Here is a 17498-nt window from a genome sequence, read left to right on the forward strand (position 1 = left end):
TCCACCATGTGGTTGTTGTTGCGTCGTGATTGTCTGCGCTAACTCTTCGGTGTCGGTGTCGCCGGAACCGATAGGGTTGCCAGCATCACTGCGAGTTCGGCGATCACAGGGTGCTATGGCATGGGCAACATCTGGCGCGTTTTTGTTCGTGATATAAAACGCCTGGTTCGAGTGCCTCTTGCGCTTGTGATCGTCGGTGGAGCTCTCGTCACCCCCGCGATGTACGCGTGGTTCAACATCGCAGCATTCTGGGATCCGTTCGACAATACGAAGAATCTCAGCATCGCGGTCGTCAACCTCGACGAGGGTGCTTCGACGACGCTCACCGGCGAGGTCAACGTCGGAGATCAACTGGTTGCACAGCTGAAGGACAACGATGATCTCGGGTGGCATTTCCTCTCCGAGGACGAGGCCATGGATTCGCTCAAGAGCGGCGAGAGCTACGCGGCGTTCGTCGTATCGAAGACTTTCACCAAAGACCTGCTCAGCATCACGACGGGCGATTTCACTCAGCCGAAGCTGCAGTACTACGTCAACGAGAAGCTCAATGGCGTGGCACCGGAGATCACCGACACCGGAGCCACCACTGTCCAGACTCAGATGATCGATGCGTTCACGAAGCAGGTAGCCAGTTCCGTCGCCACGGCGATCAAGGGCGGCGGCGAAGCCGCCGAGCAGGATCTGATGAACACCCAGGCGAAGATCATCACCGATCTCGAACAGGCCAGCGGGGTCATTGCACAGACACGGGATCACCTGGGGACGCTGCAGACCGATCTCGGCGTCGCACGGGAGGGCCTGCAGGCCAATACGGTCACACTTGCCGACATCGATGGCGCTCTGGGCGATGCTCAGGTCACGTTGACCGATGCCCGTGGTCTCGCAGACCGCGCGCAGGAGGATCTGCTTGGACTCGCCGGCCAAGCGACGACGGGGCACGTGATCGGCTCTGCCGAAGTCGCTGAAGGAACGGCGGCGGCGATCGCAGCACTGGGCAGGGTCAGCATCGCCACCGGTTCGCTGTCCGCAGCCGTCGATGCGCAGCGTGACCTCCTCGATCAAGCGGGGAACCTGCTTTCCGGGCTCGATCAGCAGCTGGGCGCGACCTCCGCTGCGCTTTCCAGCCTGGATGGCGACCTCGCGGCGATCCAGTCGGATATGGGCGTTGCGATCTCGGATCTCAGTGCGCTCAGCAGTGCCGCGCTCTGGCAGGACCTGCAGGCGCTGACCACGCTGGACCCCGAACAGATCGCACAGTTCATGTCGACCCCGGTGCTGGTGGACCAGCACACCATCTTCCCGACCAAGACCTACGGCTCGCAGATGGCGTCGCTGTTCATCAACCTGTCATTGTGGATCGGCGCATTCGTGCTCGTGGTGATCCTCAAACTCGAGGTCGATCGCGAGGGAATCCCCAACCTGACCACACGCCAGGGCTACCTCGGGCGATGGCTGCTGCTCGCCTTCATCACCGTGCTGCAGACGATCGCGCTCAGCATCGGAAACATGATGATCGGCGTGCAGCACGTCAACGCCTTCGCCTTCTTCATCACCCCCATGCTGATCGGGCTGAGTTATCTCAGCATCATCTACGCGCTATCGGTCACCTTCGGATACATCGGGAAGGGGCTGGCGGTGATTCTCGTGATCATGCAGATTCCAGGGGCGTCGGGCATCTACCCGATTCAGCTCATGCCGGAGTTCTTCCAGCCGATGTACCCGTTCTTCCCGTTCACCTACGGGATCGATGCGATGCGCGAGGTGATCAGCGGTTTCGCCGGCTTCGCGTACTGGCGATATCTCGGCATGCTGCTGCTGTTCGTTGCAATCGCGTTCTTCCTGGGACTCGTGCTGCGCCACCACGTGGCCAACCTCACGCGTCTGTTCACCCACGAGGTGGCAACGACCGAGCTGTTCACCTCTGAAACGGGAGAGCCAATGGGGCGCGGGTACCGGATCAATCACGTGCTGCGGGCCCTCGCGAGCCGCGCGAGGTATCAAGAGCGCCTCGCCAAGCGCGCACTGCCGTTCGCGCGCTCCTACCGGAAGATGCGGGGCGCGATCATCGCGGTCGGAGTGGTGGGAATCGTCGTCCTCGCCGCGCTCGCGATGATGTTCCCAGACAACAAGACCGAGTATGTCGGTCTATGGATCCTGTGGCTGGTGATTATCTTCGTCGCGCTGGTCGCGCTGGAGTACATCCGTTACAGCCTGCGGCTTTCGACAGAGGTGGCGGAGATGCCCGATTCGGAACTGCGTGAGAAGCTCACGGAGCTGGAGGCATCGCGATGACCGGCATCTGGCAGTTGTTCCGAAGTGATCTCAAGCGCGCCACCAGCAACGTCATGGCGGTCATCGTCCTGTGCGGACTGATCGTGATCCCCTCGGCGTTCACCTGGTTCAACGTCATCGGCAGCTGGCAGCCCTTCGATAACACGAAGAGCCTCAAGGTTGCCGTTGCGAGCGTGGATAAGGGCTACACGAGCCCGCTGCTCCCGCTCCACGTCAACGTCGGAAGCATCGTCGAATCCGCCCTGCGCGCGAATGATCAACTCGACTGGGTCATCACCTCGAAAGAGGATGCGATCGCCGGAACCGAATCCGGCGATTATTACGCTGCGATGGTGCTGCCGGAGAACTTCAGCGAGCGCATGCTCACGTTCTACACTGCCGGGTCGCAGCGCACCAAGATCGACTACTACACCAACGACAAGTCCAATCCTCTTGCACCGTTGATCACCAGCGAGGGAGCGGACGACCTGTCCGCGAAGATCAACGCCGAGTTCACCAAGGAGCTCAGCGACATCGCGCTCAGCCTGGTCTTGTCCTTGGAGAAGACCTTGACCGACTCCGAGTCGCAGGCCGCCTACGGCCGTATCGAGGCGCACCTGGGACAGGTGGGATCGCAGCTACGCGCAGCGTCGGGGACGGCGACGATGTTCACCGCCCTCCTCCAAGCCAGCGAGCCGCTGGTGAATGGTGCATCCGGACTCTTGAGCTCGGTCGAGTCCGAGTTCTCCGGAGCGGAAGGCCTGGTGCAGGGAGGGATCACCGCTGTACAGGACGCCGACAGCGCGATCGGACAGGCGACGCAGGCGCTGACCTCGGCATTCGAGGCCAGCCGTGCGCAGCTCGCCGGGTTCTCCTCTGAGATCGATCGCATCTTCACCGGCATCAACACCGACGCCGATGCGAGCGTCGCGCTGATCGGCAAGATGGACGCGGACCTCGGGACCCTCATCAGCAACCACGAAGCGCTGCGCGAGCGACTTGTCAACGACGTCCAGCCGAAGGTTCCGGAGGCGGATCTGCCGGCCTTCGAGGCAATCGTTGCTGACCTCGACTCCGCGATCGCGGGGGAGAAGGATCTGCAGTCGCGTCTGCAGGCGACCGCTGATGGGATCGCTACGGGCAACTCCGATGTCCAGCAGTTCCGCGAATCGATCGACACGAGGATCAACGAAGCACAGACTGCGCTCGATGACGCAAACAGCATCTACGTGAACAATCTGCAGCCGACTCTCGAGGAGTTGGGGACGACACTCGCAGCGGTCGGTTCCTCGCTCAACAGTGTCGCCGGCGAGGTGTCCGGCGTCAGCAACGCGGCCGGCGGAATCGTCACCATCATCGAGAACGCAGCCTCGGACAACCAGGTGCTCGCAGAAGCGCTGGGAGGCGCGGCAGACGAGGTCGATCGGGTGCAGCAGGCGCTGGCCACGGCGATCGACTCCGGAGACTTCAGCCAGATCGGCAAGATCATCGGCTCGAATCCTTCCGTGCTTGCCACCGCGCTCGCACAGCCGATCGGCCTGGATCGGATCCCGGTGTACCCGGTGGTGAGCTTCGGCGCCGGAATGGCCGCGCTCTACGCCATCCTGTCGCTGTGGGTGGGCGCGCTGCTGATGTCCGTGACGCTGCGCGTCGCGCCGCCCACGCGGGCATTCGACGGCGGCCCTGAGCTCAAGCTCCACGAGCAGTTCCTCGGCCGGTACATGATCTTCGGTCTGCTGGGGCTTGCACAGAGCACCCTGGTCTTCCTGGGGAACATCTTCCTCGTCGGGCTCGATCCGGTTCACCCGCTCCTGTTCATGCTGGTGGGCTGGGTATCATCGACCGTCTTCACGTTCATCATCTACACACTGGTCGTGTCGTTCCGAGACGCGGGCAAGGCCCTCGCGGTGTTCCTGCTCGTCATCCAGGTGTCTGCGGCCGGTGGTGCGTATCCACTCTCGCTCCTGCCGCAGTGGTTCCAGAACATCAGCCCGTTCCTTCCCGGTACGCACGCGATGGATGCGTTCCGCGATGCGCTGGCGGGTATCTACCAGGGGGACTACTGGATCTCGATCGGTTGGCTGCTGTTCTTCCTCGTGCCGATGCTGCTGCTGGGGCTCGCCATTCGCAAGCCCCTGATCGGGTTCAACGACAAGATGGATGCGGCGCTGCAGTCGACGAAGCTCTTGTAATGGGTGGGGCGGTCAGTCCTCCGACCGCCCCGCATCCCGGATGATGTCGGTCACGACGTCCGCGTCGAAGTGGAAGACGATGTCGTCGGGGGTCAGCCGCTCGATGAACGGCACGACGCGGACGCGCCCGTCGTCGACGGTGACGACCGATCCGCCGAAGCCATCGATCGCCGCTTCTTCTGCAGGGTTCCCGAACGCGCAGGAGATGTTCGTCACTCCCGGCGCCACGGAAACCGGAACACCCGAGATGAACTCCATGACGGGCAGGTGGTAGTGACCCGAGAGGATCACGCGCACGTCCGTGCCCCGCACGATCTCGACGAGTTCCGACGCATCCTGCTCGTCGAGCGCAAGCGCCTGCAGCAGGTCGGTCTGCGCAGGCACCGGAGGGTGGTGCACGACGACCACCGTGCCCCTCTCTGACGGGGTCTCGAGCGCCTCTCGCAGAAACTGCCTCTGCTCGAGTTCCAGATCACCGTATCCCGCACCGGGAACAGAGCTGTCGAGCACGATGACGCGCCAGCCGTCCGTCCGAGTGACGGATGCTACCGGGCGGTCGAGATCGATCCCGGGAAGCTCCTGCTCACCGGCATCCGGCTGACCGCCACCGAGCACGGTCCGGAACGATTCTCGATCGTCATGGTTGCCCATCGCATAGACGACGCGGGCGCCGCGCGCCTGGGCCCACGGCGTGATCTGCTCGCGGATGCGCCGGTACGATTCGACCGTGCCGTCCTCGCTCACATCGCCCGAGACGACGACGAGGTCGAACAGGAGATGCCCGACATGCGCCAGCGCGCGTCGAAGATGCTCGGCGGTGTCTACGACGCCGTAGTGTCGTCCGCCATCACCTGAGAAGTGCGTATCACTCAGATGCAGGATGCGAAAAGCGCTCATGAAGACACTCTGCCAGCATGGGGCCGTCAGCCCAATAGCGGTGTGCGAAGACCGGGTCGTAGCATCCCATTTTTTCCTTCTCATCGGGAAATTTGACTTCCCTGTGGAACCGGATATGGTCAAGGCACACCCGCCAGCCGAATCGAGAGGGGAAGCGAGTCCCGATGGCAGGAAAAACGCCAACACCAAAGACCGGAAAGAAGACCGCGCAGCTGTCGCTCAAGGAGAAACGAGCAGCCAAGCGCGCTAAGCAGGAGCCGGAATCCTTCCTCAAGCCACGCAAGGGTGCGGCTGGCTGATCTGACGAAGGTCCGGTCCCTGAGGGACAGGGGAGTCGCGGTCGGGTGACCTGCGGCTCCCCTTCCCTTTCTCCTTCCCGCCTCAGCGCGGGTTCACTGCAATCGCCGCTGCAACTCCTCCGCCGTCTCGATGACAGCGGCAGCAGCATCCTGCTCGGAGGGTCCGGTGCCACTGGACCATGTCACCGCGACACCGGCGATCGGCCACCCGGACGTGTCGCGCACGGCTGCTCCCACGGAGCGCGTACCCGCGGTCACCTCGCCGTCTTCCGACGCGAAACCTGCAGCGCGGATGCTGCGCAGCAGCTCGCGTAGTTCCCCTGGCCGTCCGGGGCCGTGACCGGTGCGCGTCGAGAATGCTGACACGTTCGGATACAGCGCCCGTACCTGCTCGCGCGGGAGGGCTGCGAGCATTGCCCGACCGGTCGCTGTGAGATGCGCAGGCAGGCGCACGCCGACATCCGTCACAAGCGCGGGACGTCGGGGTGCGCGCTCCTCGACGATATAGACGACATCGGCGCCCGAGAGCACTCCCAGGTGCGTGCTTTCTCCGAGCCGGTCGGCGAGAGCTGCGACGAGCGGGCGCCCGACCCGGGCGAGCGGCTGCTGGCGGGCGAAGCCGCCGGCGAGTTCGGATGCTGCCGTTCCCAGCGCCCACCGGCGCGCTTCGCGCAGGTGCAGCACGAACCCGTGCGCTGCGAGCGTGTTCAACAGATGATGGACGGTCGAGCGGGGCAGATTCAGATCGCGAGCGATGGCGGATGCCGCGACAGGAGCAGGCCGTGTGGCCATATGCCGCAGGATCCGCAGTGTCTGATCCGCGGCGGGCACCTGCACACCCACGGGAGAATTGTCTGGGATCACAGACACAGGATCCCACGACGAGCTGTCCACCGCCAGCAGGTGGGTGTGGAATCAAGACATGCCCCATCCCATTCGCATCGGTGCCAAAACTCTCACCCCCGCCGAAGTCGTCGCAATCGCTCGTGACGGCGCACATGTCGAGCTCGCGGACGAGGCACGGGATCGCATCATTCAGACCCGCGGCGTGATCGAAGCGCTCGCCGCCGACCCGCATCCGCACTACGGTGTCTCGACGGGATTCGGGGCTCTGGCCACAACTTTCATCGCGCCCGAGCGCCGCCGTCAGCTGCAGGCGAGCCTCATCCGCTCCCACGCGGCCGGCACCGGTCCCGAGGTCGAGACCGAAGTCGTGCGCGCCCTCCAGCTGCTCCGGCTGCAGACCCTCGCCTCCGGGCGCACCGGCGTGCGGCCGGTCGTCGCAGAGACGTACATCGCGATGCTCAACGCCGGCATCACCCCGATCGTCCGCGAATACGGGTCGCTGGGATGCTCAGGGGATCTCGCTCCGCTCGCGCACATTGCGCTCGCAGCCATGGGGGAGGGTGACGTCCGCGTCGCTTCTGCCGGATCGGGTGCTGAGCCTGTCGCAGCATCCGACGCGCTGGCATCCGCCGGCATCGATCCGATCGTCCTCGAAGAGAAGGAGGGGCTTGCCCTCATCAACGGTACGGACGGGATGCTGGGGATGCTGCTGCTCGCCCTGCACGACCTCGAGACGCTGCTGACGACAGCGGATCTCGCCGCTGCCATGTCGGTGGAGAGCCAGCTCGGGACGGATGCCGTGTTCGCAGCCGACCTCATGGCGCTGCGGCCGCAACACGGTCAGGCGGTTTCCGCTGCGCACCTGCGCGCGTTTCTCGCAAACTCTCCGATCGTCGCCAGCCACCGCGGACCGGAAGACGGCCGCGTGCAGGATGCGTACTCGTTGCGGTGCTCGCCGCAGGTGCACGGCGCAGCCCGCGACACCATGGGACACGCTGCGATGATCGCTTCTCGCGAGCTCGCCAGCGTCGTCGACAACCCCGTGGTCACACTCGATGGACGCATCGAATCCAACGGCAATTTCCACGGGGCGCCCGTCGCCGCGGTACTCGACTTCCTCGCGATCTCTGTCGCCGATGTTGCCTCGGTGTCCGAGCGACGCACCGACCGCGCGCTCGATCCCGCGCGCAACCGCGGGCTGCCGCCGTTCCTCGCGCACGAGGTCGGCGTCGATTCCGGGCTCATGATCGCGCAGTACGCCGCGGCCGGAATCGTCTCCGAGCTCAAGCGCCTGGCGGTGCCGGCATCCGTCGACTCGATTCCCTCATCCGCCATGCAGGAGGACCACGTGTCGATGGGGTGGGCCGCTGCACGCAAGCTGCGCCGCGCGATCGATGGACTCACGCGCGTGCTCGCGATCGAGGTGATCACGGGATCCCTGGCGCTGGACCTGCGCGCGCCGATCCAGCCCGCTCCGGCGACGGGGGCTGTTCGCGACCTCGTCCGCACGGTTGCCGGCGGTCCCGGCCCTGATCGTTTCCTCTCGCCTGAGATCGAAGCGGTCACTGAACTCGTCCGATCGGGCGCTGTCGCCCGTGTCGCAAAGGAGAACGCACATGAATGAGATCCACGCCGCACGCGGTCCCGAGCGCACCGCCAAGAGCTGGGGTGCGGAGGCCGCCAAGCGAATGCTCATGAATAATCTCGACCCTCAGGTCGCCGAGCATCCCGAAGACCTCGTCGTCTACGGCGGCACCGGCAAAGCCGCGCGCAGCTGGGAGGCCTACGACGCGATCGTCCGCACGCTCGACGAACTCGAGCCGGACGAGACGCTGCTCGTGCAGTCCGGGAAGCCGGTCGGTGTCTTCCGCACGCACGAGTGGGCGCCGCGCGTGCTCATCGCCAACTCCAACCTCGTCGGCGATTGGGCGACATGGCCGGAGTTTCGCAGCCTCGAGTCGCTCGGCCTCACGATGTATGGGCAGATGACCGCCGGATCCTGGATCTACATCGGCACCCAGGGCATTCTGCAAGGCACGTACGAGACGTTCGCCGCCGTGGCGCAGTCGCTGTCCCGGGACTCTCTTGCCGGCACCCTCACCCTCACCGGCGGGGCCGGCGGAATGGGCGGGGCACAGCCGCTCGCCGTGACGATGAACGGGGGAGCAGTGCTCATCGTCGATGTCGACGAGACGCGGTTGGCCCGCCGTGTGAAGCACGGGTATCTCGACGAATACACCGCAGATCTGGATGCCGCGGTCGCCCGCGTCCTCGCCGCCAAAGATGCCGGCGAGGCACTCTCCGTCGGAGTCGTCGGCAACGCGGCTGATGTCTTCCCCGAACTGCTGCGTCGCGGCATCCCGATCGACATCGTCACCGACCAGACCAGTGCGCACGACCCGCTGGCGTATCTTCCGGTCGGAATTTCGGTGGCGGAGTGGAAGGCCGAGTCCGAGCGCGACCCCGAGGAATTCACCCGGCGTGCGCGGGAATCGATGGCAGCGCACGTCGCCGCGATGGTCGGTTTCCAGGATGCCGGCGCCGCCGTCTTCGACTACGGCAACTCGATCCGCCGCGAAGCCGAGCTCGGCGGGTACGACCGCGCTTTCGCCTTCCCTGGTTTCGTGCCGGCGTACATCCGGCCGCTGTTTGCCGAGGGCAAGGGGCCGTTCCGCTGGGTCGCGCTCTCCGGGGACCCCGCCGATATCGCCGCCACCGACCGCGCAGTGAAGGAGCTGTTCCCGGAAGATGCTGCACTGCACCGCTGGCTCGACCAGGCGGCCGAGAAGGTGCACTTCGAGGGGCTGCCGGCCCGGATCTGCTGGCTCGGCTACAAGGAGCGTCACCTCGCGGGGCTGAAGTTCAACGAGATGGTTGCCTCGGGTGAGCTGAAGGCGCCGATCGTCATCGGTCGCGATCACCTGGATGCCGGATCCGTCGCCTCCCCGTACCGTGAGACCGAGGCGATGGCCGATGGTTCGGATGCGATCGCGGACTGGCCGCTGCTGAATGCGCTGCTGAACACGGCATCCGGAGCGTCATGGGTGTCCCTGCATCACGGTGGTGGCGTCGGGATCGGACGCAGCATCCACGCGGGACAGGTCACCGTCGCCGACGGCACCGCGCTCGCCGCCGAGAAACTCGAGCGCGTGCTGACGAACGACCCGGGCACCGGCGTCATGCGTCACGTGGATGCCGGATACGAACGAGCCCGCGACGTGGCTCGCGAACGTGGCCTGAACGTGCCGATGCTGTGATGATGAGACCATGCGCACGCTGATCACGAACATCGGTGAGCTGACGACCAACGCCGATCACGGGATGCTCCGCGACGCGGCTGTGCTCGTCGAGGACGGACGCATCGCGTGGGTGGGGGCGGCCGCGGATGCACCGACGCACGCGGAAGAAGTCGTGGACGCGGGCGGTCGCGCCGTTATCCCAGGCTTCGTCGACAGTCACAGCCATATCGTGTTCGGCGGAGACCGGGCAGCCGAGTTCGAGGCGCGGATGGCGGGCGAGAAGTATGCCGCCGGAGGAATCCGTTCCACGGTGGCGGCAACCAGGGCTGCGACCGATGACGAACTGCGCGTCCGACTGCGTGGCTTCATCGCGGAGATGCATGCGCAGGGGACCACGACGGTCGAAATCAAGAGCGGCTACGGCCTCGATGTCGAAACCGAACAGCGCCTCGTGCGCCTCGCCGCCGAGGCGACCGACGAGGTCACATTCCTCGGCGCGCATGTGGTTCCCACCGAGTTCGCCGAGGATCCTGACGCCTACGTGGATCTCGTCATCGGTCCGATGCTGGATGCCTGCGCCCCGTACGCGCGCTGGATCGATGTGTTCTGCGAGAGCGGTGCGTTCAGCGTCGAGCAATCCCGGCGGGTGCTCGAAGCCGGCATCGCTCGCGGACTCGCGCCGCGCGTGCACGCCAGTCAACTGGGGCCCGGCGACGGTGTGCGGATGGCGGTCGAGCTCGGCGCGGCATCCGTCGACCACGGCACGTACCTGACCGACGACGACGTCGCGGCACTCGCAGTATCCGACATGGTGCTCACCCTGCTGCCCGGCGTGGAGTTCTCGACGCGCCAGCCCTATCCGGACGCGCGACGCCTCATCGACGCGGGCGTCACCGTGGCACTCGCATGCGACACGAACCCCGGATCGAGTTTCACGTCATCCATGCCGTTCTGCATCGCCGTCGCCGTGCGCGACATGGGCATGACTCCGGTCGAGGCGCTGTGGGCGGCGACCGCCGGGGGAGCGGCGGCGCTGCGTCGTGATGACATCGGCACGATCGCTCCGGGAATGCGCGCTGATCTCGTGCTGCTCGATGCGCCCAGCCACGTGCACCTGTCGTACCGGCCCGGCGTTCCGCAGGTGCGAAGCGTCTGGAAGGACGGCGTGCTCGTCGCCAAGCGTTCATAACTCCTCACGGCTTGCGGGAAACCGGCCGAGACCGGGCTCGTGGGCGGGCCGAGGCAGGATCCTTGAGGAGTTGCGAACCCGAATCAGCGAAGCCAGCGCAGCGCGAGCCGGTCGATGACCCAGATCACGAAGCCGACGGCGGCGGCAACCACCAGCCCGACCGTGATGAGTCCCGCGGCGACACCGCCGAACAGCACAACCTCGAGCATGAGCCGTGCAAACCCGCCGATGTCGTATCGAGCCTTCGGCGAGAGGAACATCCCCCAGATAGTGGCGACGATCACGACGGCGATCACCGCGGCGACCCAGTTCCAGCCAGCCGGAGTCACACGCCACGCGAGTACGGCGACTCCGGCGAGCAGGGCGAGCTCGAGCAGGAACCGCACGGTGAGGGCGAGTTTGCGCGCGATTCCGGCATCCTCGAAGTCAGCGCCGCGTCGCGCTTCTCCACTCATGCGGCTTTTCTTCCCGCCACCCCGGCCAGGAGCTCGAGCACGCACAGTGCGGCCAGGCGCACAGTGCGGCCGTCTTCGGTGTCGGACGTGGCATCCACTTCGGCGATGTCGGCGCTGATGACACGAGCATCCGAGGCGACGGCGCGCGTGAGCGCGCGCAGTTCCCACGCGGCGAGCCCGCCGGGGACACTCGCCGGGCACCCCGGTGCGACCGAACGATCGCACACATCCACGTCGATATCGAGGTGCACGCGCCCGTCCTGCCCGCCGGCGATCTCCACGGCTTCGGCCACCACGTCATCGATCCCGCGGCGGCGCACCTCATCCAAAGTGATCACGCGGATGCCCCAGTCCGCCGCGCGCTGCGCGTAGGCGGCCGAGTTCGCGAAGTCGGCGATCCCGATCTGCACGATCCGCGTCGGGTCGATCCGCGAGGTCGGCACGCCAGCTGCGGTGGGAACGTCCTCGACGAGCCGCCTGACGGGTGTGCCGTTGGAGATGCCGTCACGCAGGTCGAAGTGCGCATCGAAGGTGATGAGACCGGATGCTGCCGAGCCCAGCGCCACCGGGTATGTGAGCGAATTGTCCCCACCGAGCGCGATCACGAATGCCGGTGCAAGCTCGCGCATCCGGGCGATGACGCTGGCCTCGCCCGCATCGCCGTCCGGTTCTTCGATGTCACCGGCATCCCGGATCGCGAGGATGGCGTCGAGATCTGTGACCGGCGACCCCATCAGCGTTGGGCTGTAGCGCTGCAGTGCCTCCCGTACCGCTCCTGGGGTCGCGTGCGCACCCGTCGGCGAGAGGGAGGTGCGCCAGGTCGGGACTCCGAGAAGGACGGCATCTGCCGCGCCGTCGTAAGCGGGCCAGGCGCCGGCGCGCGGCCACATCGGGTCGTGAGAGAGAGCCATGTTCACACTCCAGGGATGATCGCGTGGGCGATGGTGAAGATCGCCAGCCCGGCGAGAGCGCCGACGACGGTACCGTTCAGGCGGATGTACTGCAGGTCGCGTCCGACCATGAGCTCGATCTTCTCGGTGGTCTCCGCCGGATCCCAGCGTTCGACGGTGTCGGTGATGATCGAGGCGATATCGTGCCGATAGCGATCGACGAGGAAGACGGCAGCCTCGGAGACCCAGGAGTCCACGCGGCGCTGCAGTGCGGCATCCGTCATGAGGCGCTCGCCGACCTCTTCGATCGCCTGCACAGCACGCACCCGCAGGGCACTCTGCGGGTCTTCCAGCGAACGGATCAGTCCGTTCTTCGCGGTGTTCCACGCCTCGGCGGCCAGCGCGCCCACGCGCGGGCTGTCGAAGAGCGATGCCTTCGCGTTCTCGAGCTTGCGGCGTGTGACGGGATCGTTCTGGAGATTATCGGCCAGGCGGGCGAGATAACCATCGATCGCGAGGCGAGCCGGATGCTGCGGGTCGGCGCGCACGGCATCGACGAACTTGATCGCCTCGTGATAGACCGTGTCGTCGACGAATCGGTGGGCGAGCTTCGGAACCCATCCCGGCAGGCGCCGTGAGACCAGTCCCGAGAACGCGTCGGCGTTGGCGACCAGCCAGGTCGCGATGCTGTCGGCAGCCAGGTCGACGGCACTGCGGTGAGCGTCGGACTCCACGATCTTCTCCAGCCAGGCACCGGCCGGGGGACCCCATTCGGGCTGCACGAGATGCTCGCGCGCGAGGTCTGTGATGAGGTCGCGCACGTCGTCGTCGCTGAGCGCGTTGAGCACGCCCACGGCGATCGCGGAGCCCTCCGCGGCGACCCGTTCGGCGTGGGGCCTCTGCTGCAACCACTCACCTGCGCGCTGGGCGATCGGGGTGGAGGACAGCTTGGTGCGGACGACGTCGGCCGCGAGGAAGTTCGTCTCGACGAACTCGCCGAGCGTGCGCCCGATCTCGTCCTTGCGGTTCGGGATGATCGCCGTGTGCGGGATCGGGAGTCCCATCGGGCGGCGGAACAGCGCGGTGACCGCGAACCAGTCCGCCAGGGCGCCGACCATTCCTCCCTCTGCCGCGGCGCGCACATAGCCGAGCCAGGGATACCGTCCCTGCAACCAGAACGCGATCACGAAGACGACGGCCATGAACAGGAGGGCGCCGAGGGCGATCGCCTTCATCACGCGCAGGGCGCGCAGGCGTTCCTGATCGGCGGGGGAGAGCAGAGCCATCGGAGTGCGCGGCATTCTGTCATCCTCGCATGCCCTTCGACAGGCTCAGGGACCGGCAGGCGGGGTAGCCTCGAGTCGTGATCGAAGACATCAAGAAGCGTGCCCTGCATCGCACGAGCATCCTCGAGGGTCAGCTGCGTGGCGTCACCCGAATGATCGAAGGCGAGGAATACTGCATGGACATCATCACGCAGTCCCGTGCCATCCAGAAGTCGCTGGAGTCGTTGAATCGCCTTCTGCTGGAGAACCATCTGCGCACGCACGTCACGCACATGTTCGAACAGGGCGGCGACGAGCGCGAGCAAGCCGTCGACGAGCTTCTGAAGGCATTCGACTTCGAGCGAAAGTAGTTACGCGAGCGGCCCGAGGAGCGCGCTCGCCGCGGTGGAGTGCGCGGACTCCGGGTCAGACGGATGGAACATCCCCGCCAACACGTCCCGGTACAGTCGCGACAGCTCGTTCGAGGAGAAGTAGGACCCGCCGCCGGCGGTGAGGATCGCCTGGTCGACGACATGCTTGGCCATCACGACCGCGCGGTGCTTCGTCCCTGACAGCAGTGTGAACCAGCGCGCGCCGTTATCTCTCTGCTCGTCGACGTCATGCGCGAGAGCAGCGATCTGCGGAGGCAGGGCGTCGTAGGCGAGGCTCATATCGGCGATCCGCCAGCGGATGTCGGGGTCCTGACTGTACGCGAGCCCGGTCTTCTTCGACGTGCGCTTGTGGACCGTCTCCACGGCGAGATCCAGGGCACGGCGAGCGATGCCGGTGTACACCGAGGCGAGCAGCAGCTCGAAGACGCTGAAGATGCCGAAGATGATCGGATCCGGGCTCGGCCCCGGGTCGATCCGCCGCACGACCTGCGACGCGGGTGCGAGGGCACCGTCCAAGCGCGTGGTGCGGCTCTGCGTCGCGCGCATGCCCAGGGTGTCCCAGTCATCGCTGGTGGTGACGGCATCCGTCCTGTCCACGAACGCGAACACGAGCTGCGGTGCGTCGGCGCTCGTCGTATCGAGCCCGTGCAGGCCGAGCTTGGTCCACACCGGCGCGAGCGAAGTGAAGATCTTCACTCCCGTGAACGCGTACGATCCATCGGCCTGCGGCACGGCATCCGTATTGCTGTCGAAGAGCACGAGATCGTTTCCGCCCTCGCTGATCCCGAAGGCGAACACCTCGCCGCCAGCGGCGCCATCCTGCACGAACTCGAGCCCGGGAACGCCGCGGTCGCTGAACACCTTCGCGACGCCTGTCCAGACCAGATGCATGTTTATGGACAGGGCAGTGGCCGGGGATGCTGTCGCCAGACGCTGCTGCAGGATTGCAGCCTGCTCGAGCCCGAGGCCCGCGCCGCCGCGCTCAGTCGGGACGAGGATCTTCAGATATCCGGCATCCCGAAGCTCGGCGAGATCTTGCTCGGGAAACGTGTTCTCCCGGTCGTGGATCGGTGCGCGCTCGCGGATGCGATCGAGCAGGTCGTCGGGGAGATGCGTGGTGGGATCGAAAGTCACAGCAGTGCCTCCAAGAGCTGGCGGATGGTGTCATCGGGCTTGTCGCGGTGCGGGGAATGGCCGGCGCCGGCAACGACCGACATCGTGATGTTCGCGTTCTCGAGCACCTCGGCGGCCACGTCTCCGGTGAACAGACTGTAGATCTCGGGGTCGGCACCGATGATGTGCGTGGGTGTTGTCAGGCGCGCAGCATCCGCCCGCACATCCCAAGGCTGGTTCTGGGCGCTCGTCTGCTCGACCGCCCAGCGGCTTGCGCGGGCGACGGCATCGATCTTCAGTTCGTGATCCTGCGGATGCCAGTGCGGATGCTCGGCCTGAACAACCTCGATCCGGTTGTCATCGAACGCGCGCTCCTGGCTGCGCCGCACCACCTGCGCCTCGTGGCCGTCGACGAGGATGGCCGGGTCGAGGAGGACGAGCCTGCGCGTCCAGGCAGGGTCGGATGCCGCGGCCACGACACTTGCCGCGGCGCCGAGGGAGTGTCCGATGACGGCATCCCACGAACCGTCGTTGTCGGGGCGGGTGGCTGCGAGATCGGAGGCATAGGCGGTAACGGTGTAGTCCGTCGTGCGCGGAGCATCGCCGTGGCCACGCAGGTCGACGGCTATCGCACGCCAGCCGGTGTTCGCGAGGGCGTCGCCGAGCATCCACATCAGTGCGGCGGAGGATCCGAGCCCGTGCACGAGCAGGGCGGTCTTCGAGGAATCGGGGTCGCCCCAGGACAAGCGGGGCAATGTCACGGCGGTCACAGGATCAGCCTATTGCGACGGTTCCGTGTTCACGCGGGAGGGGCGCACACACGACACGCCGCGACACGCCGAGATGCGTTTTCCACAGGAAATCGAATGTCCGAACCCCCGCGTAGCGTCCCACCTGTGGATGGATTTCTGAGCGGCTCCTGAGAACCGCGAGATCATGCGCTTCGCGGGGTTCGAAACTGACCCCGCGGCTGTGGATGAAATGGTGGACAACCTGTGTTGTAACCAGTGGAGAACGGTGGAAAACTACACGGATGTAACTACTAGCCCTTGTGGTCACTCCTAATGTCCGTCCCCATATGTAGTATTGAGATCCCGGTGAGGGTCTACCGGGAAAACCAAGTTTTGAGGGGGAAAGCAATGTCGATCACGGTCTACACCAAGCCTTCGTGCGTGCAGTGCAATGCGACCTATCGCGCGCTCGACGCGAAGGGCATCGAGTACGAGATTCATGACCTCTCCGAGGACGCTGCGGCGCTCGAGCAGGTCAAGGCGCTCGGGTACATGCAGGCACCCGTTGTCGTCACCGATGAGGGGCACTGGTCGGGGTTTCGTCCCGACAAGATTAACGAACTCGCGTCTCGGTTGGCATAAGAGCAACCGACCGCTGAGCCTGTCGAAGCGTAGGGACCGAGGTGAATCATGACCGCCGTCGCAACCGCCGCGCCGCTCCTGGTCTACTTCTCCAGCACCTCGGGCAACACGGCCAGGTTCATCGAGAAGGTAGGCCTCCCGGCGCGCCGCATCCCGCTGTATCGATCTGAGGAGCCACTTCTCATCGATCAGCCGTTCGTTCTCGTGACTCCCACCTATGGCGGAGGCCAGGGCAGGGGTGAAGAGAAGGGGGCTGTCCCCAAGCAGGTGATCCGGTTCCTCAACGATGAGCGCAACCGGCGAAACATCCGCGGGGTCATCTCCGCAGGCAACACCAACTTCGGCGAAGCATTCTGCGTCGCCGGCGACATCATCAGCCGCAAGTGTCATGTGCCGCACTTGTACCGGCTTGAAGTATTCGGCACGCAAGACGATGTAGATCGCGTGAGCGACGGATTGGAACGATGGTGGACACCGCAGTTGACGAGCAGGCAGTGACCGAGCAGGTGGAGTTCAAGATCAATCCCGCGTACGAGGGGCTTGATTATCACGCGCTCAACGCGATGCTGAATCTCTACGACGCGAACGGCAAGATCCAGTTCGGCGCCGACAAGCGTGCGGCGCGGGAATTCTTCCTGCAGCACGTCAACCAGAACACGGTGTTCTTCCACTCGCTCAAGGAGCGACTGGACTACCTGGTTGAGAAGGAGTACTACGAGGGCGAACTCCTCGAGAAGTACTCGTTCGAGTTCATCCAGAAGCTCACCGACCTGGCGTACTCGAAGAAGTTCCGCTTCGAGACGTTCCTCGGCGCGTTCAAGTACTACACCAGCTACACGCTGAAGACGTTCGATGGAAAGCGCTACCTGGAGCGCTTCGAGGAGCGTGTCGTGATGACCGCCCTCGGACTTGCCGACGGTGATGAGCAGGTCGCGATCGACCTCGTCGAAGAGATCATCTCCGGTCGTTTCCAGCCGGCGACGCCGACCTTCCTCAACTCGGGCAAGGCGCAGCGCGGCGAACTCGTCAGCTGCTTCCTGCTGCGCATCGAAGACAACATGGAGTCGATCTCGCGCG

General features: G+C 65.4%; 17 protein-coding genes. 10 read left to right on the forward strand and 7 right to left on the reverse strand.

Annotation, left to right across the window (positions count from 1 at the left end):
* The first annotated feature begins 120 nt into the window (after positions 1–120).
* Both ACTIAO_RS14115 and ACTIAO_RS14120 read left to right on the forward strand, forming a co-directional pair.
* Positions 121–2292, forward strand: a complete 2172-nt coding sequence (locus ACTIAO_RS14115) for a YhgE/Pip family protein (RefSeq protein WP_441906851.1) — start codon at positions 121–123, stop codon at positions 2290–2292.
* The gene (locus ACTIAO_RS14120; protein ID WP_441906852.1) at positions 2289–4463 is read left to right on the forward strand and encodes a YhgE/Pip family protein; all 2175 of its coding nucleotides are present in this window, start codon (positions 2289–2291) and stop codon (positions 4461–4463) included. The genes ACTIAO_RS14115 and ACTIAO_RS14120 overlap by 4 nt, the downstream gene beginning before the upstream one ends.
* A 12-nt stretch (positions 4464–4475) precedes the next feature.
* On the opposite strand, the gene ACTIAO_RS14125 is transcribed toward ACTIAO_RS14120, so the two are convergent.
* On the reverse strand, positions 4476–5360 hold the full coding sequence (locus tag ACTIAO_RS14125) for a metallophosphoesterase (protein WP_441906853.1): 885 nt from the start codon (positions 5358–5360) through the stop codon (positions 4476–4478).
* A 164-nt stretch (positions 5361–5524) separates the two neighbouring features.
* Between ACTIAO_RS14125 and ACTIAO_RS14130 the strand changes: the two genes are divergently transcribed.
* Complete coding sequence (locus tag ACTIAO_RS14130) at positions 5525–5659, forward strand: hypothetical protein (RefSeq protein WP_441906854.1); 135 nt, start codon at positions 5525–5527, stop codon at positions 5657–5659.
* 93 nt (positions 5660–5752) lie between these two features.
* Here the strand turns inward: ACTIAO_RS14130 and ACTIAO_RS14135 are convergent, their stop codons facing one another.
* Positions 5753–6502 carry an IclR family transcriptional regulator gene (locus ACTIAO_RS14135; protein WP_441906855.1) on the reverse strand — a complete coding sequence of 250 codons (750 nt, stop codon included), beginning with the start codon at positions 6500–6502 and terminating at the stop codon, positions 5753–5755.
* Between the two features lie 79 nt (positions 6503–6581).
* Here ACTIAO_RS14135 and hutH point away from each other — a divergent pair, with 79 nt between their 5' ends.
* From hutH to hutI, 3 genes are read left to right on the forward strand one after another with little or no spacing between them, the layout of a single operon-like run.
* Entirely contained in the window at positions 6582–8129 is a 1548-nt protein-coding gene (gene hutH, locus ACTIAO_RS14140; protein WP_441906856.1) for a histidine ammonia-lyase, read from the forward strand.
* Positions 8122–9762, forward strand: coding sequence for a urocanate hydratase (gene hutU, locus ACTIAO_RS14145; protein ID WP_441906857.1), 1641 nt, complete (start codon positions 8122–8124; stop codon positions 9760–9762). The genes hutH and hutU overlap by 8 nt, the downstream gene beginning before the upstream one ends.
* 10 nt (positions 9763–9772) lie before the next feature.
* The gene (hutI, locus tag ACTIAO_RS14150; RefSeq protein ID WP_441906858.1) at positions 9773–10933 is read left to right on the forward strand and encodes an imidazolonepropionase; all 1161 of its coding nucleotides are present in this window, start codon (positions 9773–9775) and stop codon (positions 10931–10933) included.
* An 83-nt stretch (positions 10934–11016) separates the two neighbouring features.
* Here hutI and ACTIAO_RS14155 read toward each other — a convergent pair whose 3' ends face one another.
* From ACTIAO_RS14155 to ACTIAO_RS14165, 3 genes are read right to left on the reverse strand one after another with little or no spacing between them, the layout of a single operon-like run.
* Complete coding sequence (locus tag ACTIAO_RS14155) at positions 11017–11388, reverse strand: YrdB family protein (protein WP_441906859.1); 372 nt, start codon at positions 11386–11388, stop codon at positions 11017–11019.
* The gene (locus ACTIAO_RS14160; protein ID WP_441906860.1) at positions 11385–12299 is read right to left on the reverse strand and encodes an arginase family protein; all 915 of its coding nucleotides are present in this window, start codon (positions 12297–12299) and stop codon (positions 11385–11387) included. Before ACTIAO_RS14160 ends, ACTIAO_RS14155 begins: the two co-directional genes overlap by 4 nt.
* Positions 12300–12301: 2 nt before the next feature.
* On the reverse strand, positions 12302–13579 hold the full coding sequence (locus ACTIAO_RS14165; RefSeq protein ID WP_441906861.1) for a DUF445 domain-containing protein: 1278 nt from the start codon (positions 13577–13579) through the stop codon (positions 12302–12304).
* 62 nt (positions 13580–13641) lie between these two features.
* On the opposite strand from ACTIAO_RS14165, the gene ACTIAO_RS14170 reads away from it, so the two are divergent.
* Positions 13642–13914 (forward strand): metal-sensitive transcriptional regulator, encoded by a 273-nt coding sequence (locus ACTIAO_RS14170; protein ID WP_441906862.1) that lies wholly within the window; start codon positions 13642–13644, stop codon positions 13912–13914.
* Here ACTIAO_RS14170 and ACTIAO_RS14175 read toward each other — a convergent pair whose 3' ends face one another.
* The gene (locus ACTIAO_RS14175) at positions 13915–15069 is read right to left on the reverse strand and encodes an acyl-CoA dehydrogenase family protein (RefSeq protein ID WP_441906863.1); all 1155 of its coding nucleotides are present in this window, start codon (positions 15067–15069) and stop codon (positions 13915–13917) included. It abuts the gene before it with no gap.
* Entirely contained in the window at positions 15066–15818 is a 753-nt protein-coding gene (locus ACTIAO_RS14180; RefSeq protein WP_441906864.1) for an alpha/beta fold hydrolase, read from the reverse strand. The genes ACTIAO_RS14175 and ACTIAO_RS14180 overlap by 4 nt, the downstream gene beginning before the upstream one ends.
* Positions 15819–16187: 369 nt before the next feature.
* Here ACTIAO_RS14180 and nrdH point away from each other — a divergent pair, with 369 nt between their 5' ends.
* From nrdH to ACTIAO_RS14195, 3 genes are all read left to right on the forward strand, one after another.
* A complete protein-coding gene (gene nrdH, locus ACTIAO_RS14185; protein ID WP_441906865.1) occupies positions 16188–16421 on the forward strand; it encodes a glutaredoxin-like protein NrdH in 234 nt (77 codons plus the stop codon).
* Between the two features lie 48 nt (positions 16422–16469).
* Complete coding sequence (nrdI, locus tag ACTIAO_RS14190; RefSeq protein WP_441906866.1) at positions 16470–16919, forward strand: class Ib ribonucleoside-diphosphate reductase assembly flavoprotein NrdI; 450 nt, start codon at positions 16470–16472, stop codon at positions 16917–16919.
* 65 nt (positions 16920–16984) lie between these two features.
* Positions 16985–17498 (forward strand): ribonucleotide reductase N-terminal alpha domain-containing protein (locus ACTIAO_RS14195; RefSeq protein ID WP_441906867.1); only part of this gene is annotated, 514 nt, incomplete at its 3' end.

The organism is Microbacterium sp. (assembly GCF_052099035.1).
Lineage (GTDB): Bacteria > Actinomycetota > Actinomycetes > Actinomycetales > Microbacteriaceae > Microbacterium.